The 24,092-nt window shown below is 65.6% G+C and carries 19 protein-coding genes; 6 read left to right on the forward strand and 13 right to left on the reverse strand.

What is annotated here, in order from left to right:
* Window positions 1–43: 43 nt before the first annotated feature.
* The 13 genes from GGD61_RS19150 to hpaR form a co-directional block, all read right to left on the reverse strand.
* Window positions 44–619 carry an HdeD family acid-resistance protein gene (locus GGD61_RS19150; RefSeq protein WP_026201537.1) on the reverse strand — a complete coding sequence of 192 codons (576 nt, stop codon included), beginning with the start codon at window positions 617–619 and terminating at the stop codon, window positions 44–46.
* Between the two features lie 128 nt (window positions 620–747).
* Window positions 748–2,271 (reverse strand): FAD-dependent oxidoreductase, encoded by a 1,524-nt coding sequence (locus tag GGD61_RS19155; RefSeq protein ID WP_092256819.1) that lies wholly within the window; start codon window positions 2,269–2,271, stop codon window positions 748–750.
* A 27-nt stretch (window positions 2,272–2,298) separates the two neighbouring features.
* Window positions 2,299–2,925 (reverse strand): GTP cyclohydrolase I FolE, encoded by a 627-nt coding sequence (folE, locus tag GGD61_RS19160; protein WP_092256823.1) that lies wholly within the window; start codon window positions 2,923–2,925, stop codon window positions 2,299–2,301.
* A gap of 136 nt (window positions 2,926–3,061) precedes the next feature.
* Window positions 3,062–3,952, reverse strand: coding sequence for an alpha/beta fold hydrolase (locus tag GGD61_RS19165; RefSeq protein WP_092256828.1), 891 nt, complete (start codon window positions 3,950–3,952; stop codon window positions 3,062–3,064).
* A 113-nt stretch (window positions 3,953–4,065) separates the two neighbouring features.
* A complete protein-coding gene (locus GGD61_RS19170) occupies window positions 4,066–4,893 on the reverse strand; it encodes a hypothetical protein (RefSeq protein WP_018315673.1) in 828 nt (275 codons plus the stop codon).
* 214 nt (window positions 4,894–5,107) lie between these two features.
* Window positions 5,108–5,986, reverse strand: a complete 879-nt coding sequence (locus tag GGD61_RS19175; RefSeq protein WP_092256831.1) for a transglutaminase family protein — start codon at window positions 5,984–5,986, stop codon at window positions 5,108–5,110.
* Complete coding sequence (locus GGD61_RS19180; RefSeq protein ID WP_092256833.1) at window positions 5,983–8,505, reverse strand: circularly permuted type 2 ATP-grasp protein; 2,523 nt, start codon at window positions 8,503–8,505, stop codon at window positions 5,983–5,985. Before GGD61_RS19180 ends, GGD61_RS19175 begins: the two co-directional genes overlap by 4 nt.
* 27 nt (window positions 8,506–8,532) lie before the next feature.
* A complete protein-coding gene (locus tag GGD61_RS19185) occupies window positions 8,533–11,802 on the reverse strand; it encodes a DUF2126 domain-containing protein (protein ID WP_183231003.1) in 3,270 nt (1,089 codons plus the stop codon).
* Between the two features lie 321 nt (window positions 11,803–12,123).
* Complete coding sequence (locus tag GGD61_RS19190) at window positions 12,124–13,428, reverse strand: methyl-accepting chemotaxis protein (RefSeq protein WP_177237113.1); 1,305 nt, start codon at window positions 13,426–13,428, stop codon at window positions 12,124–12,126.
* Entirely contained in the window at window positions 13,406–13,924 is a 519-nt protein-coding gene (locus GGD61_RS19195; protein ID WP_183231004.1) for a PAS domain-containing protein, read from the reverse strand. The genes GGD61_RS19190 and GGD61_RS19195 overlap by 23 nt, the downstream gene beginning before the upstream one ends.
* Window positions 13,925–14,154: 230 nt before the next feature.
* A complete protein-coding gene (locus GGD61_RS19200; RefSeq protein ID WP_092256842.1) occupies window positions 14,155–15,678 on the reverse strand; it encodes a UxaA family hydrolase in 1,524 nt (507 codons plus the stop codon).
* A 95-nt stretch (window positions 15,679–15,773) separates the two neighbouring features.
* On the reverse strand, window positions 15,774–16,550 hold the full coding sequence (locus GGD61_RS19205; RefSeq protein ID WP_008549964.1) for an HpcH/HpaI aldolase/citrate lyase family protein: 777 nt from the start codon (window positions 16,548–16,550) through the stop codon (window positions 15,774–15,776).
* Window positions 16,551–16,933: 383 nt separating this feature from the next.
* The gene (gene hpaR, locus GGD61_RS19210; protein ID WP_018315666.1) at window positions 16,934–17,452 is read right to left on the reverse strand and encodes a homoprotocatechuate degradation operon regulator HpaR; all 519 of its coding nucleotides are present in this window, start codon (window positions 17,450–17,452) and stop codon (window positions 16,934–16,936) included.
* A 111-nt stretch (window positions 17,453–17,563) separates the two neighbouring features.
* Between hpaR and hpaH the strand changes: the two genes are divergently transcribed.
* The 6 genes from hpaH (at window position 17,564) to GGD61_RS19240 (ending at window position 23,955) form a co-directional block, all read left to right on the forward strand.
* Window positions 17,564–18,370 carry a 2-oxo-hept-4-ene-1,7-dioate hydratase gene (gene hpaH, locus GGD61_RS19215; RefSeq protein WP_183231005.1) on the forward strand — a complete coding sequence of 269 codons (807 nt, stop codon included), beginning with the start codon at window positions 17,564–17,566 and terminating at the stop codon, window positions 18,368–18,370.
* Between the two features lie 31 nt (window positions 18,371–18,401).
* On the forward strand, window positions 18,402–18,800 hold the full coding sequence (locus GGD61_RS19220; RefSeq protein ID WP_018315664.1) for a 5-carboxymethyl-2-hydroxymuconate Delta-isomerase: 399 nt from the start codon (window positions 18,402–18,404) through the stop codon (window positions 18,798–18,800).
* Window positions 18,793–20,331 carry a 5-carboxymethyl-2-hydroxymuconate semialdehyde dehydrogenase gene (gene hpaE, locus GGD61_RS19225; RefSeq protein ID WP_092256850.1) on the forward strand — a complete coding sequence of 513 codons (1,539 nt, stop codon included), beginning with the start codon at window positions 18,793–18,795 and terminating at the stop codon, window positions 20,329–20,331. Before GGD61_RS19220 ends, hpaE begins: the two co-directional genes overlap by 8 nt.
* A 123-nt stretch (window positions 20,332–20,454) precedes the next feature.
* Window positions 20,455–21,438, forward strand: a complete 984-nt coding sequence (gene hpaD / locus GGD61_RS19230; RefSeq protein WP_018315662.1) for a 3,4-dihydroxyphenylacetate 2,3-dioxygenase — start codon at window positions 20,455–20,457, stop codon at window positions 21,436–21,438.
* Window positions 21,438–22,307, forward strand: coding sequence for a fumarylacetoacetate hydrolase family protein (locus GGD61_RS19235; protein ID WP_183231006.1), 870 nt, complete (start codon window positions 21,438–21,440; stop codon window positions 22,305–22,307). Before hpaD ends, GGD61_RS19235 begins: the two co-directional genes overlap by 1 nt.
* Window positions 22,308–22,326: 19 nt before the next feature.
* On the forward strand, window positions 22,327–23,955 hold the full coding sequence (locus GGD61_RS19240; protein WP_092256858.1) for a thiamine pyrophosphate-dependent enzyme: 1,629 nt from the start codon (window positions 22,327–22,329) through the stop codon (window positions 23,953–23,955).
* Window positions 23,956–24,092: the final 137 nt, after the last annotated feature.

Below are 24,092 nucleotides of genomic sequence, written 5' to 3' on the forward strand. Positions count from 1 at the left end.
AGCGGAGTTCCGCAAGATGGTCTTGCGTCGAGTTGCTGATGGCTTAGCCGCGCCGCTTCAGGCTGAAGCCCAGGCTGATCCAGCCTGCTCCCGCCATGATCAGATCGATGCCGAGGAACAGACCGAGGATGTAGACGCTGTTCACCGGCCAGCGTGCGACGATCAGCAGGCCAAGCAGCAGCGTGATGACGGCCGACAGCGCCACCCAGACCCACGGGCTCTCGCGCTTCATGCTGAAGGCGAGAAACAGCCTGACGGCGCCCGAGGCGATCAGCGAGGCGCCGAGAAACAACGTCAGCAGGACCGCCGCGAACAGCGGATTCTCGAAGGTCAGGAAGCCCGCGATCACGTAGAGCACGCCGAGCAGGGCCCAGATCAGGAACTTGCCCCAGCTCTTCATCTGGAACGCGCCGATGATCTCGGTGACGCCCGCGACGATCATCATGGCGCCGACCACGATGACGCTCGCCACCGTCGCCATCACCATGCTGCCGAGTGCAATGAAGCCGGCGATGAGATAGACGACGCCGAGCGCGACGATCCAGCCCCATTTGGCATGCAGCGCCGCGATGCCGGAGCCGAGACTTGGGTGATGTGACGTGTCCGAAGCACTGGTCATGACGGCCACTCCTGCTTGCGTAGCCCGGGGGCACGCGCCAGAATAGCACGCACCGTGCCGGGACGACAGCCAGCAGAACACCCGTACCGGCAGTAACATTGACGCAAATCAAGATCGACTGCGGCGCATCAGCCGCGGGACCGCTCCATCTCTAGCTCGGCCTTGAGGTTGTCGAGATCGCGGTAGATCGACGCAACCGCCAGCACGCGGCCGTCCTTGCGGTACTTCAACAGGCAGTCCTTGCCTCCGATGCTGCCGTCGATCGCGATCTCGTCAAAGCTCTCGGCGTGGCCGACATAGTTGATCGGCACGTCGTAGTGTTGCGACCAGAAGAACGGCACCGCGTCGAAGCGCTCGCGCTTGCCGAGCATGTTGCGCGCCGCGGTCTGGCCCTGGCGTTCGGCAACGACCCAATGTTCGACACGGATGGTTTGCCGGGAATGCGGATCGGGCCAGCGCGCGATGTCGCCGGCCGCGAAAATGCCGGCGACACTGGTTTCGAGATATTCGCTCACGCTGACACCGCGATCCGCTGCAAGGCCGGCGTGCTCGGCCAGCGCAAGGCGCGGCTTGACGCCGATGCCGACCACGACGAGGTCGGCTTCGATGACAGCTCCGCTCTTTAGCGTGGCGCGGGTGCCGTCGAGCTTTTCGACCGTGTCCTTGAGGTGAAAGATCACGCCGTTCTCTTCATGGAGCGACCGGACGAAGTCGCCCATCTCCGAGCCGAGCACCTTCTGCATCGGCCGCTCTTCCGGCGCGACGACGTGCACCTCGATCTTGCGCGCCCGCAGGGACGCCGCGACTTCGAGGCCGATGAAACTGGCGCCGATGACCAAAGCGCGCCTGGCACTCCCCGCTGCCTTGATGATGGCGCGGCTGTCGGCGACGGAGCGCAAGGTGTGGACATGCGGCTGGTCGGCGCCCGGGATCTGCAGTTTGACCGGCTCGGCGCCGGTCGCGAGCAGCAGCCGGTCGAACGGAAGCCTGTCGCCATTGCCGAGCGTGACGTTGCGCGTCTTCGCATCTATGGCGGAGACGCCGGTGTTGAGCCTGAGATCGATGCCCGCGTCCTGATAATAGTCCTCGCCCCGCAGCGGCAGCCAATCCTCCGGTGCGCTGCCCGCGAGATAATCCTTGGAGAGGTTGGGCCGGTCGACCGGCATCGCGCCGTCATCGCTGAGCATGGTGATGGCGCCGGCAAAGCCCTCGCGCCGGAGCGTCTCGGCGGCCGCGAAGCCGGCTGCACCGCCGCCGACGATGACGAATTTCTCCGGCGTCGGCGCGTTGCGATGAGCGATCGACGGCTTCGGCGCCTCGCGCTTGCGCTGAACGATGACGTTGTCCCGATCGCGCGCGACCTCCCACACCGCCAGCGCGTTCAGCGCCGGCGGGCGGGTGGCTTCGCCGGTGCGCAAGGAGAAGCAGGCATGATGCCAGGGACAGCGGATGGTAACGCCCACCACCAGGCCCTCGGCGAGCGGCCCGTGGTAATGGCTGCAGGCCGGCTCGATCGCAAAGATCTCGCTGCCGGCCTGCACCAGCAGGACGTCTTCCTCGCCGACATGACCGAGCAGTTTGCCATCCCTGAACGCGGTCAGCGACACGCCTTTGCTCAGGTCGGGTCGGCTCGGCTTGTTGTTCTCGGTCATGGCGCCGTCTCCTTGAGCAGCCGCGGGTCAATCGTCCGAATTGGCGAGCCCCAACAGTTCCTGGCGCGTCAGCGCATTGTCGCGGAACACACCCAGCATGCGGCTGGTGACGAGATCGGTCCCGGGCTTGTGCGCGCCGCGCGTGGTCATGCAGTGATGCGTCGCCTTGATGATGACGCCGACGCCTTCAGGCTTGAGCACGTCGTTGATGGTATTGGCGATCTGCGCGGTCATCTTCTCCTGGATCTGGAGGCGCTTGGCGTAGATGTCCACCACGCGCGCAAGCTTGCTGATGCCGACGACACGGCCCTGCGGGATATAGGCGACCCAGGCGCGGCCGACGATCGGCGCCATGTGGTGCTCGCAATGGCTCTCGAAGCGAACGCCGCGCAGGACGATCATCTCGTCATAGCCTTCGATCTCCTCGAAGGTCTTTTGCAGGATTTCCGTCGGGTCCTGCGCATAGCCGGAAAAATACTCCTCAAAGGCGCGTGAGACCCGGTCCGGCGTCTCACGCAGACCATCGCGCGCGGGATCGTCGCCGGCCCAGCGGATCATGGTGCGGATCGCCTGCTCGACCTCGAGCCTGTCAGGCCGTTCGACCGGCGCCTGCGCCACCGCGACACGTTCCAGCTTGCGCACTTGTGACTTCATCGAGATCCTCCCCTGCAACGAGCCGCATACAGAAGCGGCTCCTCAGCTTGGACGGCTGCAATCGCAAAAGGTTCCCAGGATCAGGAAAAATCGGAGGGACGGCAGACAAGCCAGCCGGCCGGACGAGAAACGAGCTTTATGAGGCCGCTTTCCGGACCTCGACCACCGCCTGCGCCCATTCGGCCGGCCGCTCCTGCGGCAGATTATGACCGGCATCGGTGAAGACACGCCGCTCGAATGGACCCTCGAACTTGCTGGCGTGATGGGCGGTGCCGGGATTGACGCCGTCGCTGTCGCCGTCGATCGCAATCGTCGGGACGCGGATCGGCGGCTGGTCTGCGAGCTTCGCCTCGATCGCGGCATAAGCAGGATCGCCCGCGACCAGCGCGTAGCGGTGGCGGTAGGAGTGGATCACGACGTCGACGAAGTCAGGATTGTCGAACGACACCGCGCTCTGCTCGAACGTCGTGTCGTCGAACGCCCATTTCGGTGACCACATCGCCCAGAGCTGGCGGGCAAAGCCACGCCGGGTGCGCTCCAGCGCGCGGCGTCCGCGCTCGTTGTGAAAGAGATATTGATACCAGAGCGCGGCTTCCTCCGGCGGCGAGGCCGGCTCCATGGAACGGGCGATGTTCTGGATGTTGTAGGAATTGCCGGAAACGAGGGCGATCACGCGCTCCGGATAGAGCGCCGAGACCACGCAGGCCGCGCGCCCGCCCCAGTCGTAGCCGCCGACGACGGCGCGCTCGATACGAAGCGCGTCCATGAAGGCCAGCAGATCGGCGCCGAGCGCCGCCTGCTCGCCGGAGCGCGGCGTATCCGGGGAGCGAAACCGCGTCGGTCCGTAGCCGCGCAGCCAGGGCACCAGCACGCGCGCGCCGGCCTCGGCAATGATCGGCGCGGTCTCGGCATAGGCGTTCACGTCATAGGGAAAGCCGTGGCCCAGGATGCAGGGCCAGCCGTCAGGTGCGCCGTATTCGCGATAGGCAATGTCGAGGACGTCCGTGGTGATCGTTTTTTGTTGCATGGTTGTTCACGGCGTTGGGGATTTCGTAGCCCGGATGGAGCGCAGCGCAATCCGGGAACGCCAGCATCCGCGAATCCCGGAGTTCGCTGCGCTCCATCCGGGCTACAACAGGTCTACCGCTGCGGCCCGGACAGCGAGATGTCGCGCTCGGCGCGGAAGACGTTGCTGTAGAGATTGGCGATCCATTGCCGGCCGATCTCGGTCTTGTTGAGGTAACCGATCTCGGTCTGGATGTGCGGTGCGACGCTGTTCCAATAGAATTGTGGATAGCGGTTCACGATGTCGGCCGGTGAATCGTAGCCGAGCTGGCGATTGATGCCGACCTCCTCGAACTCGTAATAGAGCGCATTGGCCTTGCGCAGATAATTGGGATCGCCGAGCTGGCCGATGAAATCGGCGGCGCGCAGGATCGAGGCATCGACGTCATACTCATGGCCTTCCTGGGCCGGAAAGCGCGTTCCCTCGATAGCGCGGGCGATGCGTTCAGGATCGAGACCCGGAATGTGCTGCAGCCGCCGCAAGACATAGAGCTTCGAGCGGTCGACGTGATACATCATCAAGCTGGCGTCCGACGCACCGCGCGGCAACGAGATCTTGGTGTCGGCGGCATCGATGACGAAGCCGTCGATGTCATCCTCCTCAAACAGGCCGCGGACATAGCCGATATCGTGGGCGAGGCAGGCGATCAGGACATGGACGTAGTCCTCGGCCGTCAGGTGAGTATGGAGATTTCGGCCACTGAGGATCGAATGGCCCGCCAGCGTCACCAGCATCGTATGTTCGATATTGTGGTAAAGTGCATCGCTGTTACCGATGCATTCCATCGCGGTGCGGGTTGCGCTCTCGACCATGCTTGCAGCCGTCTCGCCGTACCGACGCCGCATAAACGTACCCAGCAGCTTCTCCAGGGATTCAGCCGCCAGTCTCGGCAACGTCATCATGGATGCAGCCCCGCGTGCCGGTGGTGTCCCATGTCAGCTCCCGAAGTCTCGTTCTTGTCCTCGACGCAACGACCCACCATAGCCCATCTTGGGCCGAGTGACCAAACCCCCGGGAACGCGATTACGGAAATATGTTACCGTTGTGCTATGCAAGATCGCGGTTGCGGTGAAGGCGCGGCACGCCCGCGTGGCGAGCCCGGCCGACGAGGCGCGTTTATTCCACCATCACCACGTCCACGGCGACGCCGAGTTTCTGCTTGGGTGAGCCGACGATGATGCCGTCGACCGGCGAGACGTCGGAAAAGTCGCGTCCGACCGCAAGCACGATATGGTCGTTGGCAATCAAGAGATCGTTGGTCGGGTCGAAATCGACCCAGCCAAGCTCCGCCCCGCACCACAGCGACACCCAGGCATGGGTGGCATCGGCGCCTTGCAGGCGGGCCTGCCCCGGCGGCGGAATGGTGCGCAGATAGCCGCTGACATAGGCCGCCGGCAGACCGAGCCCGCGCAGCCCTGCGATCATCACATGGGCAAAATCCTGGCAGACGCCGTGTCGCTTGTCGAAGACCTCGTTCAGCGGCGTCGAGATCACCGTCGCCTTGGGGTCGTAGCGAAACTCGGTGCGGATGCGGTGCATGAGATCGACTGCGCCCTCGAGGATGCCCGCGCCCGGCGCAAAGCTCATCCCCGCATATGCGCTGACCGGACGCAACACCGGCACCAGCGGGCTGGCGAAGACATATCCGACCGGCGAGGACGGTCCGAGGCTGGTCGCCTCGAAGGCGATGTCGCGGATGCTCTCCCAGCTCGGACTGTCGGCATCGCGCGCCGGCGGCCGGCGCGACACCGAGACACGCGAGCGCGAGTCGATCCGCAAATTGCGATGCGCCGCTTCGATCACGATGCTTTCGGTCAGCGTGCCAAAGAAGTCGCGCCGGACGTTGCGCTCGGCTGGGCGCGGGCGGATCTCGACCTTGTGCGAGATCAGCTCCTGGCCGCCACCGCTCCTCGGCTCCAGCCGCAGCGTGCAGCGGGCGAAGCTGACCGGATTCTCGTACTCGTAGGTGGTGACGTGACGGATGTCGTAGATCACGCCAGCCCCGTCAGCTTTTCCGGCCGGGCGGCATTGGGGCCGTGCGGGAAGTAGTGCTGACCGATCGCATCGGCGAGGCTGAGCAGGTCCTGCTCCAGCGCGAACAGTGTCTTGACCTCGAGCTTCTCGGCCTCCGCGGTCGCCAGCATCGCCTGCATCGCCACCGCAAGGCGCTGCGGCTTCTCGATCAGGCCGTGCTCCTTCAGGCTGGGCAGCGCGGCGATGTGCTCGTTCAGCGTCGTCACCTGGAACGCCACCGAACGCGGATTGTAGCCGTCGAGCACGGCAAGGTCGCGCACCGGCGCCAGGATCGGCGCCAGCAGATAGCGCGAGCGATAGGTGATCTGGCAATCCACCAGCGTCAGCAGGATGTCGAGATCCTCGTCGCCGGCCTCGTCATAGGCGAACTGGCGCGTGAAGCGCGTGGTGTTGATGGCGCGCTCGGTGCGGCGGCCGATGTCGAGAAAGCGCCAGCCGGCGGCGCGGTTCATGTTCTCCTGCGCCAGTCCTGCGAGGCTGGCGAGCTCCTGCAAGGTCAACTCGGCCGCGCTCAGCACGCCGTCGTCGCCCTCGACCTGATAGGCCAGGCGCTCGGCCATCTCGGTGATGACCTGCCAGGCATCGGGCGACAGCCGCTCGCGCAAGGAGGTCGCCGTGCGCTGCGCCGCGCGTACCAGCGACAGCGCCGAGCCGAAACGTTCCGCGCTCTGCAACGCTTCGGCGGTGATCCGCCCAGGCGCGGCGCGCGAAGTCTGCGAGATCGCGCCCCAGGCCACCAGCAGGCGCTGGATGCGTTCGCCCGACTGCAGCGAGGCCGCGGTGCCCTTGTTGGGCCCGCTCGGCGAGCCCAAGGCGCGCACCAGCCGCAGCGTCGCCTCGGCGCGTTCGAGATAGCGGCCGAGCCAGAACAGATTGTCGGCGGCGCGGCTCGGCAGCACGCCGGCGATGCGGCGGATGCGGACCTTGTCGGTCGCCGGCAGCAACGTCGCGGTCGAGACCTGCTTGTCGGAGACCACCCAGACGTCGGCGGCGCGCGCACCGTCGCCCATCGACACCGCGCGCGCATCCGGCTGCTCGGCGATCCGGCAGAAACCGCCGGGCATGATGGCCCAGCCGTCGGGCGTGGCGGCTGCGAACACGCGCAGCACGAACGGACGCGGCGTAATCTGGCCCTGCTCCCACACCGGCATGGTCGACAGCCGCACCACCTCCTGGCCGACATAATCCATGCCGCGCGCGGCGATGGCGTCGATCAGGCGCTGGCGGTCGCTCGCATCCAGCTCGCTCGCGAGCACCGGCCCCGCGCTGTCGAAACCGGGCACGCCGCGCCGATAGGCGCCTTCGATCGCGACCTCGTCGAGCCGCGCCAGCACCTCCTCGCGCGCGCTGCGCTGGCCGCACCACCAGGTCGCGATGTGCGGCATCTTCAGCTCTTCGCCAAGCAGGCGGCGGCTCAGCGCCGGCAGGAAGCCGAGCAGCGCCCGCGCCTCCAGCACGCCCGAGCCCGGCATGTTGGCGACGACGACGCCGTCCTTGCGCAGCACGTCGATCAGGCCGGGCACACCGAGATGCGAGGAGGCATCGAGCTCGAGCGGATCGAGCGAATTGGAATCGACCCGGCGGAGCAGCACGTCGAGCCGCTTCAGCCCGGCGACCGTGCGGATGTGGATGCGGTTGTCGCTGACGGCGAGATCGTCGCCCTCGACCAAGAGGAAGCCGAGATAGCGCGCCAGCGTCGCGTGCTCGAAATAGGTCTCGCTGAAGCTGCCGGGCGTCAGCACGCCGATCCTGGGCTCGTCGCGGTCGGCACGCGCGCGCAGGCTGTCGCGGAAGGCCTCGAAGAACGGCGCGACGCGCGGCACGTTCATCGACTTATAGAGGTCGGAGAAGGCGCGCGAGAGCACGAGGCGATTCTCCAGCGCGTAGCCCGCGCCCGACGGCGCCTGGGTGCGGTCGCCGAGCACCCACCAGCGGCCGTCGGGGCCGCGGCCGACATCAGCAGCATAGATCGACAGGTAGCGCCCGCCCGGCGGCGGCACGCCGCAGACGGGACGCAGATATTCGGGACTACCGGCGATCGCGGCCGCGGGCAGCGCGCCTTCCGCAACGAGGCGGCCCTCGCCATAGATGTCGCGCAGTACCAGCTCGAGCAGCTCGGCGCGCTGGGTGATGCCGGCGCAAAGCTGCTGCCAGTCGGCCTCGTCGATCAGGAGCGGCAGATGGCTGATCGACCACGGCCGGTCGGCGCTGTCGCCGGGCGCACGGTAGGTGACGCCGGCTTCGCGCAGATGACGGTCGGCCATGCCGAAGCGACGCTCGATCTCGTCGGGCGCGAGCGCCCCGAAGGCATCGAAGAATCGGCTCCAGACCGCGCGCGGGACGCCGTCGGGCCCCAGGAACTCGTCGGGAATCCCGGGCAGGCGGCGATAGTCGCGGACCCATTGGGCAAGGCGGCGCTGGCCTTCACGCTGGCCTTGCGCCCTACCCGCCTTGTCCTGCTCGGCTGCGCCCTCGCTCATGCGCCTCTCCCTGCCCAACCATCATACTCATTGCAGGAGCGGGGTCCGCAAGTCGAGGGTCAGCGGAAACTCAAGTGTGCGTTCCTCGGGCGGTGGCTGGACCGGCCCCGGCGTATGGCCGTGGTCCTGGAAGCGCGCCAGCCGCCGCGCCTCGGCCTCGTAGGTGTTGACCGGCTTGGTGTCGTAGCTGCGGCCACCGGGATGGGCGACGTGGTAGACGCAGCCGCCGAGGGAGCGGCCATTCCAGGTGTCGATGAGATCAAAGGTCAGGGGCGCATGGACCGGGATGGTCGGGTGCAGGCCGGAGGCCGGCTGCCAGGCCTTGAAGCGGACGCCGGCCACGGCCTCGGCCGAGCGGCCGGTCGCGGTCATCGGCAGGCGGCGGCCGTTGCAGGTGACGATGTGGCGGCCCTCGACAAAACCCTCCGCCTTGACCTGAAGCCGCTCGACCGATGAATCGACATAGCGCACGGTGCCGCCGGCCGAGCCCTCCTCGCCCAGCACGTGCCAGGGCTCCAGCGCCTGGCGCAGCTCCAGCGTCACGCCGCCATGATGGACGCGGCCGAAGGCGGGGAAGCGGAATTCGAGCTGGGCCAGATACCATTCCGGCTCGAACGGATAGCCTGATTGCTTCAGCTCAGTGAGAACGTCGAGAAAATCCTCCCAGATGAAATGCGGCAGCATGAAGCGGTCGTGCAGCGCCGTGCCCCAGCGCACGAACTTGCCGGCCTGCGGCTCGCGCCAGAACTTTGCGATCAACGCGCGGATCAAGAGCTGCTGCGCCAGCGACATGCGCGGATCGGGCGGCATTTCGAGCGCGCGGAATTCCACGAGGCCGAGCCGGCCGGTCGAGCCCTCCGGGGAATAGAGCTTGTCGATGCAGATCTCGGCGCGATGGGTGTTGCCGGTGATATCGACGAGCAGATGCCGGAACAGCCGGTCGACCAACCACAGCGGCGTCTGGTAGCCCGGCGGCGGCACGTGCGAGAGCGCGATTTCGAGCTCGTAGATGCTGTCGTGGCGGGCTTCGTCGATGCGCGGCGCCTGGCTGGTCGGGCCGATGAACAGGCCGGAGAAGAAGTAGGACAGCGACGGATGCCGCTGCCAGTACAAGACCAGACTCTTGAGCAGGTCGGGCCGGCGCAGGAACGGCGAGTCCTGCGGCGAGGAGCCGCCGACAACGACGTGGTTGCCGCCGCCGGTGCCGGTGTGGCGGCCGTCGACCAGGAAGCGGTTGGCGCCGAGGCGAACTTTCCCGGCGTCCTCATAGAGGCCGGCGGTGATGTCGACCGCCTCGCGCCAGCTCTTCGCCGGCTGGATGTTGATCTCGATGACACCGGGATCCGGCGTCACCTTGATGACCTCGATGCGCGGATCGAACGGCGGCGGATAGCCCTCGACGTGGACGGGGAGCTGCATCTCCTCGGCCGTGGCTTCGAGCGCCGCGATCAGCTCGAGATAGTCTTCGATGCGCTCGACCGGCGGCATGAAGGCGCAGAGCACGCCATCGCGGATCTCGACCGACATCGCGGTGCGGACCGGGACCGACGTGTTGAGCTGCTCCGGCGCGATCCGCGGCGGCGACTGCGGGCGCGCCGCAAGCGTGAACACCGGCAGCTTGCCCCGCGGCTCCATCGGGTCCTGCTCGACGATGTACGGATATTGGTTCGGCGGGACGTGGCCGAGCGAGCCGATCGGCAAGCGCAGGCCGAGCGGGGAATCGCCGGGCATCAGGAACAGGTGATTGCGCCGGAGAGCCCAACGCTCGCTGCGCCAGCGCGGCGGCGCGTTCCAGCGCTGCACCGGCAGCACGAAGCCGCGCGGCGTGTTGAGGCCCTCGTCGAACACCCGCGCCATCCGCGCGCGCGCTTCCGGATCGGACAATTTGGAGTCGGAGGGATCGACGTTGACGGGGAGCTCGGCTTCCTTCTGGAGCCAGTAGGCGGTGTCCTCGTAAGCCGGGATGATGTAGCCGGGATCGAGCCCGAGGCGCGCCACCGTACCCTCCATGAAGGCCTCGGCATCCTTCGTCTCGGCGCGCCGCGGATTCCCGATCCTGGCGATGAGGTCGGCATTTTTCCAGATCGGCACCCCGTCCTTGCGCCAGTACAGGCCAAACGCCCAGCGCGGCAGGCTCTCGCCCGGATACCATTTGCCCTGGCCATAATGCAGCAGGCCGCCGGACGCGAAGCGCGTGCGCAGGCGGCGGATCAAATCGTCGCCCAGCGCGCGCTTGGTCGGGCCGACGGCCTCCGTATTCCACTCCGCAGCTTCGAGATCGTCGACCGAGACGAAGGTGGGCTCGCCGCCCATGGTGAGCCGCACATCCTGCGCGGCGAGATCGCCGTCGACCTGCTCGCCGAGATCGTTGAGTCGCGCCCAGGATTCGTCGGAGAACGGCTTGGTGATGCGCGGCGCCTCGCGGATGCGGCGGACGCTCATATCGAAGGCGAACTCGACCTCGGCAAAGCCGGCGCTGCCGGAAATCGGCGCAGCTGAACGATAATGCGGCGTGGCGGCGACCGGGATGTGGCCCTCGCCCGCGAGCATGCCGGAGGTCGCGTCGAAACCGATCCAGCCGGCGCCGGGCAGATAAACCTCGGCCCAGGCGTGCAGGTCGGTGAAGTCGTTCTCCACTTCCGGCGGTCCCTCGATCGGATCGATGTCGGGACGGATCTGGATGAGATAGCCGGAGACGAAACGTGCGGCGAGGCCGAGATGACGGAAGGTCTGGATCAGGAGCCAGGCCGAGTCGCGGCACGAGCCTGCGCCCGAGGCGAGCGTCTCCTCCGGCGTCTGCACGCCGGGCTCCATGCGGATGATGTAGCGGATCTTCTTCTGAAGCTCGCGATTGAGCTCAACCAGGAAGTTGACCGTGTTCGGAGCGTCCTGCGGGATCGTATCGAGATATTTCGCAAACAGGCGATCGGGCTTGATGGTCTCCAGATAAGGCGCCAGTTCGGTCTTCAGGTCGTTCGGATAGTCGAACGGAAAACTGTCGGCATAGGGTTCGACGAAGAAGTCGAACGGGTTGACCACGGTCATCTGCGCCGTGAAGTCGACCTCGATCTTCAATTCGGTCGTCTTCTCCGGGAAGACGTAGCGGGCGAGCCAGTTGCCCTGCGGATCCTGCTGCCAGTTCACGAAATGGTTGGATGGCGTGACCTTGAGCGAATAGCTCATGATCGGCGTGCGCGTATGCGGCGCCGGCCGCAGGCGGATGGTCTGCGGGCCGACATCGATCGGGCGATCGTATTTGTAGTGCGTGACGTGGTGTAATGCGACGTAGATCGACACGGGGTGCGATGCTCCAGCAGCTTTTTTGAGCAGAACACCTGAGGTGGACGCGATCAAGCACTAACAACGGGCAGCGAGTGCCTAGGTAAGGTGCGGGCTACGCGGACAGTATCGTAGGGTGGGCAAAGCGACTTGTCCGCCGTAGCTCGAAGAGCGAAGGCGGAAGCGTGCCCACGACCTGCGTTTGATTGGTGAGAATTCGTGGGCACGGCGCGCAAGTGCGCGCCTTTGCCCACCCTACGGTTCTGCCTTTGGTGATGGGTCCCGGACCGGTGCGCGCTTCAGGGCACGCCTGGGACGACAGCGGTGAGCGGCGCAGCCCTACGCCGCCGACGTCAGCCGCTGCAGGAATTGCGTCACTTCGCGCCTGAGTGTCTCGACTTCGCCGTGGACGCGTTCAGAGGCGCTGTTGACGCGGCTCGCGACGCGGCCGGTGTCGGCAGCGGCTTCGCTGATGCCTGACACGTTGGAGGACACCTGCGAGGTGCCGACTGATGCTTCCTGGACGTTGCGGGCGATCTCGCGGGTCGCGGAGCCCTGCTGCTCGATCGAGGCGGCGATGCTGGCGGTGATGCCGTCGATCTCCGCGATGGTCTGCGCGATCGCCTCGACGGCCGCGACCGAATTGGTGGTCGATTGCTGCATCTCGCCGACCTTGGCGCTGATCTCCTCGGTCGCCTTGGCGGTCTGGTTGGCGAGGCTCTTGACCTCGGAGGCCACGACGGCGAAGCCGCGGCCGGCCTCGCCTGCCCGCGCCGCCTCGATCGTGGCGTTGAGCGCCAGCAGGTTGGTCTGCTCGGCGATCTCGCTGATCAGCTTGACGACGTCGCCGATCCGCAGCGCCGCATCCGCGAGGCTACGAATCTCGCTGCCGGCACGATTGGCTTCGTCGACGGCGCGGCCGGTGCTCGTGGTCGAGCCGGCCACCTGGCGGCTGATCTCGGCGATCGAGGATGCGAGCTGTTCCGCGGCGCTCGCCACCGTCGCAACGTTGCTCGAGGCCTGATCGGACGCACTGCGCATGCCGGTGGTCTGGCGGTTCGTCGTCTCCGCCGCCGCCGCCATCTGGCCGGCATCGGATTCGAGGTCGGTCGCGGCGCTCATCAGGCTGCCCGCAACTTCGTCGAGATGCGTGCCGAACTGCTTTGCGAGGCCCGCGATCTCGACCACGCGGCGGCCGAGGCCGTCGGTGCCGGCATTGATGACGGTTGCCGAGCGGCGGAACGAGCCGGGCAATCCGCGCGCGAGGATCTTGCGGAAATACTTGCCGCGGCTGGCATAGTCCATCGATGCCGAAGCCTCGCGCACGAAGGCATCAGTGATGTCGAGCATGTCGTTGACCGACTTCTGGATGGCGCCGATCCGCCCGGCCTGCCGCTCGCTCAGGATCCGCGCTTCGAGATCGCCGCGCGTCGCCTTGCGGCAGACATCGGCGACCTCATCGACGGCCACCGCCGTGCGGTGCTGACACCAGACGGCGTAGCCGAGCAGCAGGATCGCCGCGCCGAGCGGCGCTGCGCCGACAATTCCGGTCCAGCCGAGCAACGTGACGACGAACGCGATGCTGGCGAGAAGGCACGCGACTGCGGTCGCTCCCTGCGCCTTAGAGAGAGAGCATAAATTCATCGTAACCGACACCGTTTTGCTTGAGCAGACCGACCATCATTTCGAAGCTCGCACGCATGCCGTCCTTGGCATTGGCGTGACGCGCCTCTTCCGCACAGAGCGCTTTGTAGATCGGCTTGATGCGCTCGACCGGCGCCGGATCGGGCCTGCGTCGATTGGAGTGATAGCCGATGATGTTGCCGTGATCGTCGAGCGTCGGGGTGACATGGGCGAACACCCAATAATGGCTGCCATCTCCCGCGAGATTGACGACGTAGGCGAAGATTTCCTGCTTGGCCTGGAGCGTATCCCACAGCAGCTTGAAGACGCAGCGTGGCATGTCGGGATGGCGGATCAGGCTGTGGGGCGCGCCCATCAGCTGCTTCCAGGGGTATTTCGCCATGCGGAGAAAGACGTCATTGGCGTAGGTGATGCGGCCTTTGAGATCGGTCTTCGATACAATCAGCTCCTCCTCACCGAGGAGATTTTCCACCCCAGTAGGACGTATCGCTTGCATCGGTTCGATCCTCAAAAGGCCGGCCCCACCACGCTGTGGAGCGCATCATCCGCCTGTCTAGGACAACATTGTTAATCAGGTGTAAGCCGCAGATCCCCGGCGAGAGGAGCGTGCCTCCGTATCATTACGTAGCGAACGATCGGTGCATTTCGCGCGACCACACGCGCTGCCCATCGCCCGCGCGTTACCCCCAATGACACGCAATTGCATCTATGCTGCGCGACGCGCGATTACATCGTCGCGCCGAGCACCCAGGGCGCGAACTCGGCGCCGCCAAAATCGAAGCTCTCGCTCTTGGTCGGCTGGCCGGAGGCGGTCTTCAGAATGAGCTCGAAGATGCGCTGGCCGCATTGCTCCACGCTCTCCTCGCCTTCGAGGATGGTGCCGCAATTGACGTCCATGTCCTCTTCCATGCGCTTGTACATGGGCGTGTTGGTGGCGAGCTTGATCGAGGGCGCCGGCTTGCAGCCGAACACGCTGCCCCGTCCCGTGGTGAAGCAGACGAGATTGGCACCGCCCGCGACCTGCCCGGTTGCCGCAACAGGGTCGTAGCCGGGCGTGTCCATGAAGACGAAACCCTTCTTGGTGATGGGCTCGGCGTAACGCAGTACCTCGACGAGATTGGTGGTGCCGGCCTTCGCCATCGCGCCGAGCGATTTTTCAAGAATGGTGGTGAGGCCGCCGGCCTTGTTGCCGGGGCTCGGATTGGCGTTCATCTCGGCGCCTTCGCGCTCCGTGTATTCGTCCCACCAGCGCATCAGGTCGACCAGCTTCTCGCCGACCTCGCGACTGACGGCGCGGCGCGTCAAGAGATGCTCGGCGCCGTAGGTCTCCGGCGTCTCCGACAGGATCACGGTGCCGCCGTGACGCACGATGAGATCGCTGGCCGCACCGAGCGCGGGATTGGCGGACACGCCGGAATAGCCGTCGGAGCCGCCGCATTGCAGGGCGACGGTGAGCTCGCTCGCCGGCACCGTCTCGCGCTTGACCTTGTTGGCGTCAGCCAGCGCTTCGCGCACGAAGGCGATGCCCGCCTCCACCGTCTTGCGGGTACCGCCGACCTCCTGGATGTCCATCGCGCGCAGGCGTCCCGCGAGCTTCTGCTCCTCCATCAGGCCGCCGATCTGGTTCACCTCGCAACCGAGGCCGAGCACGATGACGTGGGAGAAATTGACGTGGCGCGCATAGCCGCCGAGCGTGCGGCGGAGCAGCGCCAAGGGCTCGTTCTGCGTCATGCCGCAGCCGGTCTTGTGGGTCAGCGCGACCACACCGTCGACATTGGGGAAATCGGCCAGCGGATTGTCGCCGGTGAAGGGATTCTTCTTGAAGACGTCGGCGACGAGGCTTGCGACATGGGCACTGCAATTCACCGAGGTGAGGATGCCGATATAGTTGCGCGTGGCGACGCGGCCGTCCGGACGGCGGATGCCCTCGAAGGTCGCCGGCAGGTCGAAATTCGGCGTCGGCTTGACGTCGGCGCAATAGGCATAGTCTTTTGAGAAGTCGCCCATGCCGATATTCTGCACGTGCACGTGCTGGCCCGGCGCGATCGGAATGGTCGCAAAGCCGATGATCTGGCCGTAGCGGATGACAGGCTCGCCCACAGCGATCGGCTTGATCGCGACCTTGTGGCCGGAGGGAATGCGCTCGACCGTGGTCACGCCGTCAGCAACAACGGTGCCGGGCGGCAGGCTGGCGCGCGCGATCAGCACGCCATCATCGGGATGCAGGCGGATGACGGGGCTGATGGTCATGGCAGGTCTCCTTGAGCGAATAGTGAGTAGCGAGTGGCGAATGGAAAAAGGGGAGCAGCACTATTCGCTCCCCCCCATTCGCCATTCGCGAGGTCTTAGGCCTTTCCGCCCGAATCCTTGCGGGTGGCATTGACCTGCATCTTGGCGTAGGTCGTCATCAGGCCGACCTCGTTCGAGAGCGTCACCAGCTTGAAGCCCATGTTGATGGCGCGCGCTGCGCCTTCGGCGCCGCTGCAATGGATGCCCGGGTTGAGGCCGCGCTTGCCGCATTCCTTGATGATCTTCTCGTAGATCGCCAGGATCTCGGGCTCGCTGCGGTCGAGCTTGGGCTCGAGGCCGTAGGAGAAGCCGAGGTCGGACGGGCCGATATAGACGCCGTCGATGCCTTCGACGTCGAGGATCGCTTCCATGTTCTCGACCGCGGTCTTGGTCTCCATCATCGGCAGCAGGATGGTGTCGGCATTCGCGGTCTTCTGATACGAGCCCGCGGTGCCGTACATGCCGGCGCGGATCGGGCCGTTGGAGCGCACGCCCTGCGGCGGATATTTGGAATAGGAGACGAGGTTCCTGGCTTCCTGCGGCGTGTTGACCATCGGGCAGATCACGCCATAGGCGCCGCCGTCGAGCACCTTGCCGATGATGCCGGGCTCGTTCCAGGGCACGCGGACCATCGGGGTCACGGGGTGCTTGTCCATGGCCTGGAAGCACTGCACCATCGACAGATAGTCCTGCACGCCATGCTGCATGTCGACGGTGACGCTGTCGAAGCCGCATTGCGCGATCATCTCGGCCGAGAAGCCGGAGGGTATAGCGAGCCACGCGTTGACCACGGCCTTGCCCGACTTCCAGATTTCCTTGACCTTGTTCGCCACGTTGCCTTCCTTCTTTGTTGTTTGAACCTTCGTCACCATGACGAGCGCCGCGACAGCACGACCCGCTGTTAGCGCGAACCGGAGCGCCGCGCTACGCTCGCAATGACGCAACGCCTATGCGCTCGCGCGCTGGATACCGACTTCGCTGACACTGACCTCGCGGGCGGCGCCCACTATTGCCGCCTGGGGTGTCATCCGGCAAGGGATCGGGCCGCTCTGTCACGATTTTCCGCCCCGGATCGCCCGGAATCGGCGCCCCCGATCCCCCGCATCGGCTCGGCGTGCATGGGCAGTTTAGCCCCTGGCATCGACACGGCCAGCGTCGCCCACCTTCGAATCGACGTCAAACCATCGCCGACGACCAGGTTCCGGCCATCACGTGCTCACTCTTCGGCACTTGCCTCCTCGCTTGCGCCAAGCTCTGCAAGACTCTGTTCGAGCGCACCGAGCATCTCCTGCAATTCGGCGAGCTTGCGTGCACCGAAGCGTCGCGTGATTTCGGCATAGATCGCTTCCGACGTCGGCGCCACCGAGGCCATCAGCTTCACGCCCTCTTTCGAGATCGAGACCATGCTGCGGCGCTGGTCCGCCTTCGCCGTCTTTCGTTCGATCAGATTGCGCGCCTCGAGATCGCGCAGGATGCGCGACAGGCTCGGTCCGAGCAGGAACGCCGTGCGGGCGAGTTCCGTGACCTCGACCGTTTCGATCGCCGCCAGTGCACGCAGGATGCGCCATTGCTGCTCGGTCAAGCCGTGCTCGCGCAGCGAGGGACGAAACTGCCGCATCACCGCTTCGCGGGCTCGCAGCAGCGACATCGGCAGCGAGCGGGAGAAATCGCGCATCGGCACCTGCCGTGCGGCAGGCGCGCTTCCGTTGGCTGGATCAGCCGGTCTCTTCACCATGATGCCCTTTCAAACCGCAAAACGTTTGCAGTGCAGCAAGCCGAAATTGTGTTTGACGCATTCACTTAACATGTTAAGTATCTCCCGGCACCTCAGTTTGTATGATCACAAATGGCGCTTTCCAACGACGATATCCAAGCTTGCGCACGGCGTCTGCATCAGGCGGAGAAGACCCGCGTGCAGATCCGGCAGCTGTCGCAGGATTTCTCCGGCATCACCATCACCGATGCCTACGCGATTCAGAAGGCCTGGGTCGACGTCAAGATCGCCGAGGGGCGCATCGTCAAGGGCCACAAGATCGGCCTGACCTCGAAGGCGATGCAGGGCGCGCTCAACATCGACGAGCCCGATTCCGGCGTGCTGCTCGACGACATGTTCTTCGCCGATGGCGGGATCAGTCCGACCGAGCGCTTCATTGCCACGCGGGTCGAAGCCGAGCTCGCCTTCGTCATGAGCAAGCGGCTCGCAGGGCCGGACTGCACGCTATTCGACGTGCTCAACGCCACCGACTTCGTGGTGCCGGCCCTGGAGATTCTGGATACGCGGATCAAGCGCGTCGATCCCCAGACCAAAGCGACGCGAAAGATCTTCGACACCATCGCCGACAATGCGGCGAATGCCGGCATCGTGCTCGGCGGGCGGCCGATCCGGCCTTTGGATGCAGACCTGCGCTGGATCGGCGCGCTGTGTTTCAAGAACGGCCAGATCGAGGAGACCGGCCTTGCCGCCGGCGTGCTCAATCACCCGGCGACCGCTGTGGCCTGGCTCGCCAACAAGATCGCGCCGCTCGGCCTTGCGCTGGAGCCTGGACAGGTCGTGCTTGCCGGCTCCTTCATCCGCCCGATCGAGACCCGCAAGGGCGACACAATTCAGGCCGATTATGGCGCCTACGGATCGGTCAGCTGCTACTTCGCTTAAGGCGCACAAGAATACAGGGAGTGAAACCGCGATGCCGCATTTCACGATTGAATATTCGGCCAATCTCGACGGCCGCCTCGACATCGCGGCGGTGTGCGAGATCGTGCGCAAGGCGGCGGTCGAGACTGGCATCTTCCCGCTCGGCGGCATCCGCGTCCGCGCCATCAGGTGCGAGCACTATGCGATCGCCGATGACAGGCAAGACTACGGCTTTCTCGACATGGTGCTGCGCATCGGCGAAGGCCGCGACCTTCCCACGCGCCAGAAAGCCGGCGAGCACGTCTTCCAGGCACTCTCCCGCCATCTCGATCCCGTCTTCGCTGCCAGCAAATTCGCTTTGTCGTTCGACATGCAGATCAACGACAAGGACACCAGCTGGAAGCGCAACAACATCCACGACGCCCTGAAAGTGGAAGCCGCCCATGGATAAGCCCAGTCCGAAAGCCGATGTATTCCAGGCCAACCGCGACCGCGTCGCACCGCTGCTGAAGAAGCTGCGTGCCGACGGCATCGGTCACATGATCGACGGCAAGGCCGTTGCCTCGATCTCCGGCGAGACGTTCGAGACGAAGTCACCGGTCGACGGCACGACGCTCGCGAGCGTCGCGCGCGGCACCGCCGAAGACATCGACCGCGCCGCAACGGCCGCTTCGCTTGCCTTCAAGTCCTGGCGCGACATGGGCCCGGCGATGCGGAAGAAGCTGCTGCATCGCGTGGCCGACGCGATCGAGGACAACGCCGACGACATCGCGGTGCTCGAATGCATCGACACCGGCCAGGCCTATCGCTTCATGGCCAAGGCCGCGATCCGCGCCGCCGAGAATTTCCGCTTCTTCGCCGACAAATGCGCCGAGGCGCGCGACGGCCTCAACACGCCGAGCGACGAGCACTGGAATATCTCGACGCGCGTGCCGATCGGCCCGGTCGGCGTGATCACGCCGTGGAATACGCCGTTCATGCTCTCGACCTGGAAGATCGCCCCCGCGCTTGCCGCCGGCTGCACCGTCGTGCACAAGCCGGCGGAATGGTCGCCGGTCACCGCGGACATGCTCAGCAAGCTCGTCAAACAGGCCGGCGTTCCCGACGGCGTGCTCAACACCGTCCACGGCTTTGGTGAGGAGGCCGGCAAGGCGCTGACCGAGCACCCCGCGATCAAGGCGATCGGCTTCGTCGGCGAGAGCGCGACGGGCTCGGCGATCATGGTGCAGGGCGCGCCGACGTTGAAGCGCGTGCATTTCGAGCTCGGCGGCAAGAACCCCGTGATCGTGTTCGACGATGCCGATCTCGACCGCGCGCTCGATGCCGTCGTGTTCATGATCTACTCGCTCAACGGCGAACGCTGCACGTCATCGAGCCGCCTCCTGGTTCAGGCCGGCATTGCCGACAAGTTCACGGAGAAGCTCACCGCGCGCGTGAAGGCCCTGAAGGTCGGCCATCCCCTCGATCCCGCCACCGAGATCGGGCCGCTGATCCACGAGCGGCATCTGGCAAAAGTGTGCTCCTATTTCGACGTCGCGCGCCAGGACGGCGCTGTGATCGCCGTCGGCGGCAACGCCCATGACGGCCCGGGCGGCGGACATTATGTCGAGCCTACCTTGGTCACCGGCGCACACGGCAAGATGCGCGTGGCGCAGGAGGAGGTGTTCGGACCGTTCCTCACCGTGCTGCCCTTCAAGGACGAGGCTGAAGCCGTCGAGATCGCCAACGACATCCGCTATGGCCTGACCGGCTATGTCTGGACCAACGATGTCGGCCGTGCACTGCGCGTCGCCGATGCGCTGGAGGCTGGCATGATCTGGCTCAACTCGGAGAATGTCCGCCATCTGCCGACGCCGTTCGGCGGCATGAAGGCGTCCGGCATCGGCCGCGACGGCGGCGATTACTCGTTCGATTTCTACATGGAAACCAAGCACGTCTCGCTGGCGCGAGGCACGCACAAGATTCAGAAACTGGGAATTTAACGCTTCGTCGTTCCGGAGCGCGAAGCGAATCCGGAACCTCGAGATTCTCAGGTGCGCAATTGCGCACCATAGTTCGGCTCTTCGAGCCGCCCGGAATGACGACCGAGCCGAGGGGAAACGCAAATGCCCGTACCGCAACACATCTTCGAGCCGCCGTTCAACATCATCCGCTCCAGCCACGTCGTGCTTGACGTCACCGATTTGAAGCTGAGCCGCGAGTTCTATGAGACCATTGTCGGCCTGCACGTCGAGGACGCCGACGACAAGGTCGTGTACCTGCGCGCCGCGGAGGAGCATCAGCACCACTCTTTAGTGCTGCGGAAGGCTGCAGTCCCGGCGTGCGCGCGGCTCGGTTTCAAGGTCGGCAACGATGGGGATCTCGACAAGGCCGCTGCTTTCCTTTCCGAGAACGGCCTCTCCTACGCCTTCGTCGACCAGCCGTTCCAGGGCCGGACCCTGCAGTTCACCGACCCCTTCGGCTTCCAGATCGAGCTCTATGCGTCGATGGACCGGCGGCCGCATCTGCTGCGCCGCTATGATCTCTACCGGGGCTGCCACCCGCAGCGGCTCGATCATTTCAACGTCTTCGCCGCCGAGGTGCAGGACACCGTCGAGTTCTACGCCCGGCTCGGCTTCCGCCTCACTGAATATGCCGAGGAGGATGGACCGAACGGCCGCATCGCCGCGGCCTGGATGCATCGCAAGGGCAATGTCCACGACTTCGCCATCACCAACGGCAAGGGCCCTCGCCTGCACCATTTCGCCTACTGGACGCCGACGGCGATGAACATCATCCATCTCTGCGACGTCATGGCGTCCCAAGGCTTCGTCAAGAACATCGAGCGCGGCCCCGGACGCCACGGCATCTCCAACGCATTCTTCCTCTATGTGCGCGATCCCGACGGACACCGGCTCGAGCTCTACACCAGCGACTATTTCACCGGAGATCACGACCATGAGCCGCTACGCTGGTCGCTGCGCGATCCGCGCCGCCAGACGCTGTGGGGCGCACCCGCGCCGCGTTCCTGGTTCGAGCAGGGCTCGCTGTTTAGTGGGCAAGCCGTGCGTGAGCCGAAGTTTGTGGCCGACGTGCTGGTGGCGGATTGATGAAACTCCCTCGCCTCGCCACCTATTCCGTCAAGGGTGATGTCAGCTACGGTGCCGTCCTCGAGGGCGGCATCGTCGACCTCTCCGCGCGCTACGCAAAACACTATCCGACGCTGCGCGAGGTGATCGCGGCCGGCAAGCTCGTGAGCCTTGCCGAGGAAGCCGCCGGCCGCACGCCGGATCAACCGATCGCCGATATCACCTGGCTGCCGCCAGTGCCAGGGCCGGAGAAGATCATCTGCATCGGCGTCAACTATCCCGACCGTAACGCCGAATACAAGGACGGCCAGGACGCGCCGAAATATCCGAGCATGTTCATGCGCTCGCCCCGCTCCTTCGTCGGCCACGACACGCCGCTGGTGCGCCCGCGGGCGTCCGCGCAGCTCGATTATGAGGGCGAGATCGTGCTGGTGATCGGCAAGCAAGGACGGCATATTCCGGAAAGCAGCGCGCTCGATCACATCGCGGCGCTCACGCTGTGCAACGAAGGCTCGGTGCGCGACTGGCTGCGCCACGCCAAGTTCAACGTCACCCAAGGCAAGAACTTTGATTCCAGCGGCAGCCTCGGCCCATGGCTCGTGCCCTACGTCCAGGAATCGCAGATCGCCGATGTCAGGCTCACCACGCATGTCAACGGCGAGCTCAGGCAGGACGATCGCACCAGCCGGCTGATGTTCTCCTTCCGCTATCTCATCAACTATATCTCCACCTTCGCAACGCTCGTCCCCGGCGATATCATCGTCACGGGCACGCCGACCGGCGCTGGTGCCCGGTTCGATCCGCCGCGTTACCTGAAGCCCGGCGACGTCATCGAGGTCACGGCCGAAGGCATCGGCAGCTTGCGCAACGGTGTCGTCGACGAAGCCTGAACAAGATTGGAATGATGCAATGACCACCCTCACCGGCGGCGAAGCGATCGTAAGCGGCCTGGTCGCCCATGGCGTCGACACCGTGTTCGGCCTGCCGGGCGCGCAGGTCTACGGCCTGTTCGACGCCTTCCATCAGGCCCAGCTCAAGGTGATCGGCGCGCGGCACGAGCAGGCCTGCGGCTACATGGCGTTCGGCTATGCGCGCTCCAGCGGCAAGCCCGGCGTGTTCAGCGTGGTGCCCGGCCCCGGCGTGCTCAATGCGAGCGCCGCACTGCTCACCGCGTTCGGCTGCAACGAGCCGATGCTGTGCGTCACCGGCCAGGTGCCGACGCAGTTTCTGGGCAAGGGCCGCGGCCATCTGCACGAGATGCCGGACCAGCTCGCGACCTTGCGCACCTATGTGAAATGGGCCGACCGGATCGAATATCCCGGCAATGCGCCGACTGTCGTCGCGCGCGCCTTCCAGGAGATGATGTCGGGACGGCGTGGCCCGGCCTCGGTCGAGATGCCCTGGGACGTCTTCACCCAGCGCGCGGACACCGCCGCTGCCCGGGTGCTGGAGCCGCTGCCCGCGCCGCAGCCCGATCCGGATCTGATCAAGCAGGCCGCCGCGCTGATCAAGGCGAGCAAGGCGCCGATGATCTTCGTCGGCAGCGGCGCGATCGAGGCAGGCGAGGAGATCCTCGAGCTCGCCGAGATGATCGATGCGCCCGTGGTCGCCTTCCGCAGCGGCCGCGGCATCGTCTCCAATGCGCATGAGCTGGGCCTCACCATGGCCGCGGCCTACAAGCTGTGGCCGACAACCGATGTGATGATCGCAATCGGCACCCGCGCAGAGCTGCCGGCATCCGGCTTCCGCTGGCCCTATCAGCCGAAGGGGCTGAAATCGGTTCGGATCGACATCGACCCGACCGAGACGCGCCGGGTCGTCGTCGATGCCGCCATCGTCGCCGATGCCAAGGCCGGAACGGCCGATCTCGTCGCGGCCGTGAAGAAAGCCGGCTTTACGCGGACCCGTGGCCGGCGGGAGGACATCCGCGAGGCGACCGCGGCCGCGCAAGCCGAGATCCAGCGCATCCAGCCGCAGATGGCGTATCTCAACATCCTGCGCGAGGTGCTGCCGGCGAACGCGATCGTCACCGATGAACTGTCGCAGGTCGGCTTTGCCTCCTGGTACGGCTTTCCGATCTACCAGCCGCGCACCTTCATCACGTCAGGCTATCAGGGCACGCTCGGCTCGGGCTTCCCGACCGCGCTAGGTGCCAAGGTCGCCAACCCCGACAAGCCGGTGGTGGCGATCACCGGCGACGGCGGCTTCATGTTCGGCGTGCAGGAGCTTTCCACCGCCGTGCAGTTCAACATCGGCGTGGTGACACTGGTGTTTAACAACAACGCCTATGGCAATGTCCGCCGCGACCAGCGCGAACGTTTCGACGGCCGCGTAGTGGCGTCCGACCTCGTCAATCCGGATTTCGTCAAGCTCGCGGAGTCCTTTGGCGTTGCGGCTGCGCGTGTCACGGCGCCGGATCAGTTCAAGGCCGTGCTGGAAAAGGCGCTCGCGCATAGCGGGCCGTATCTGATCTCGGTCGAGGTGACGCGCGATTCGGAGGTCAGCCCCTGGGCGTTCATTCACCCGCCGAAGCCTTAGTCGGAGCATCGTCGTTCCAGGGTTCTTCCCTTCTCCCCTTGTGGGCCTGTTGCGTAATCCGCCAGTTGTGATTCCCTAGGGCAAAGCCTTGGGGGAATGACGATGGCGGTGAAGCGGACAGGACAGCCGAGCTTTGT

This window comes from Bradyrhizobium sp. SBR1B, from assembly GCF_014198205.1.
Lineage (GTDB): Bacteria > Pseudomonadota > Alphaproteobacteria > Rhizobiales > Xanthobacteraceae > Bradyrhizobium.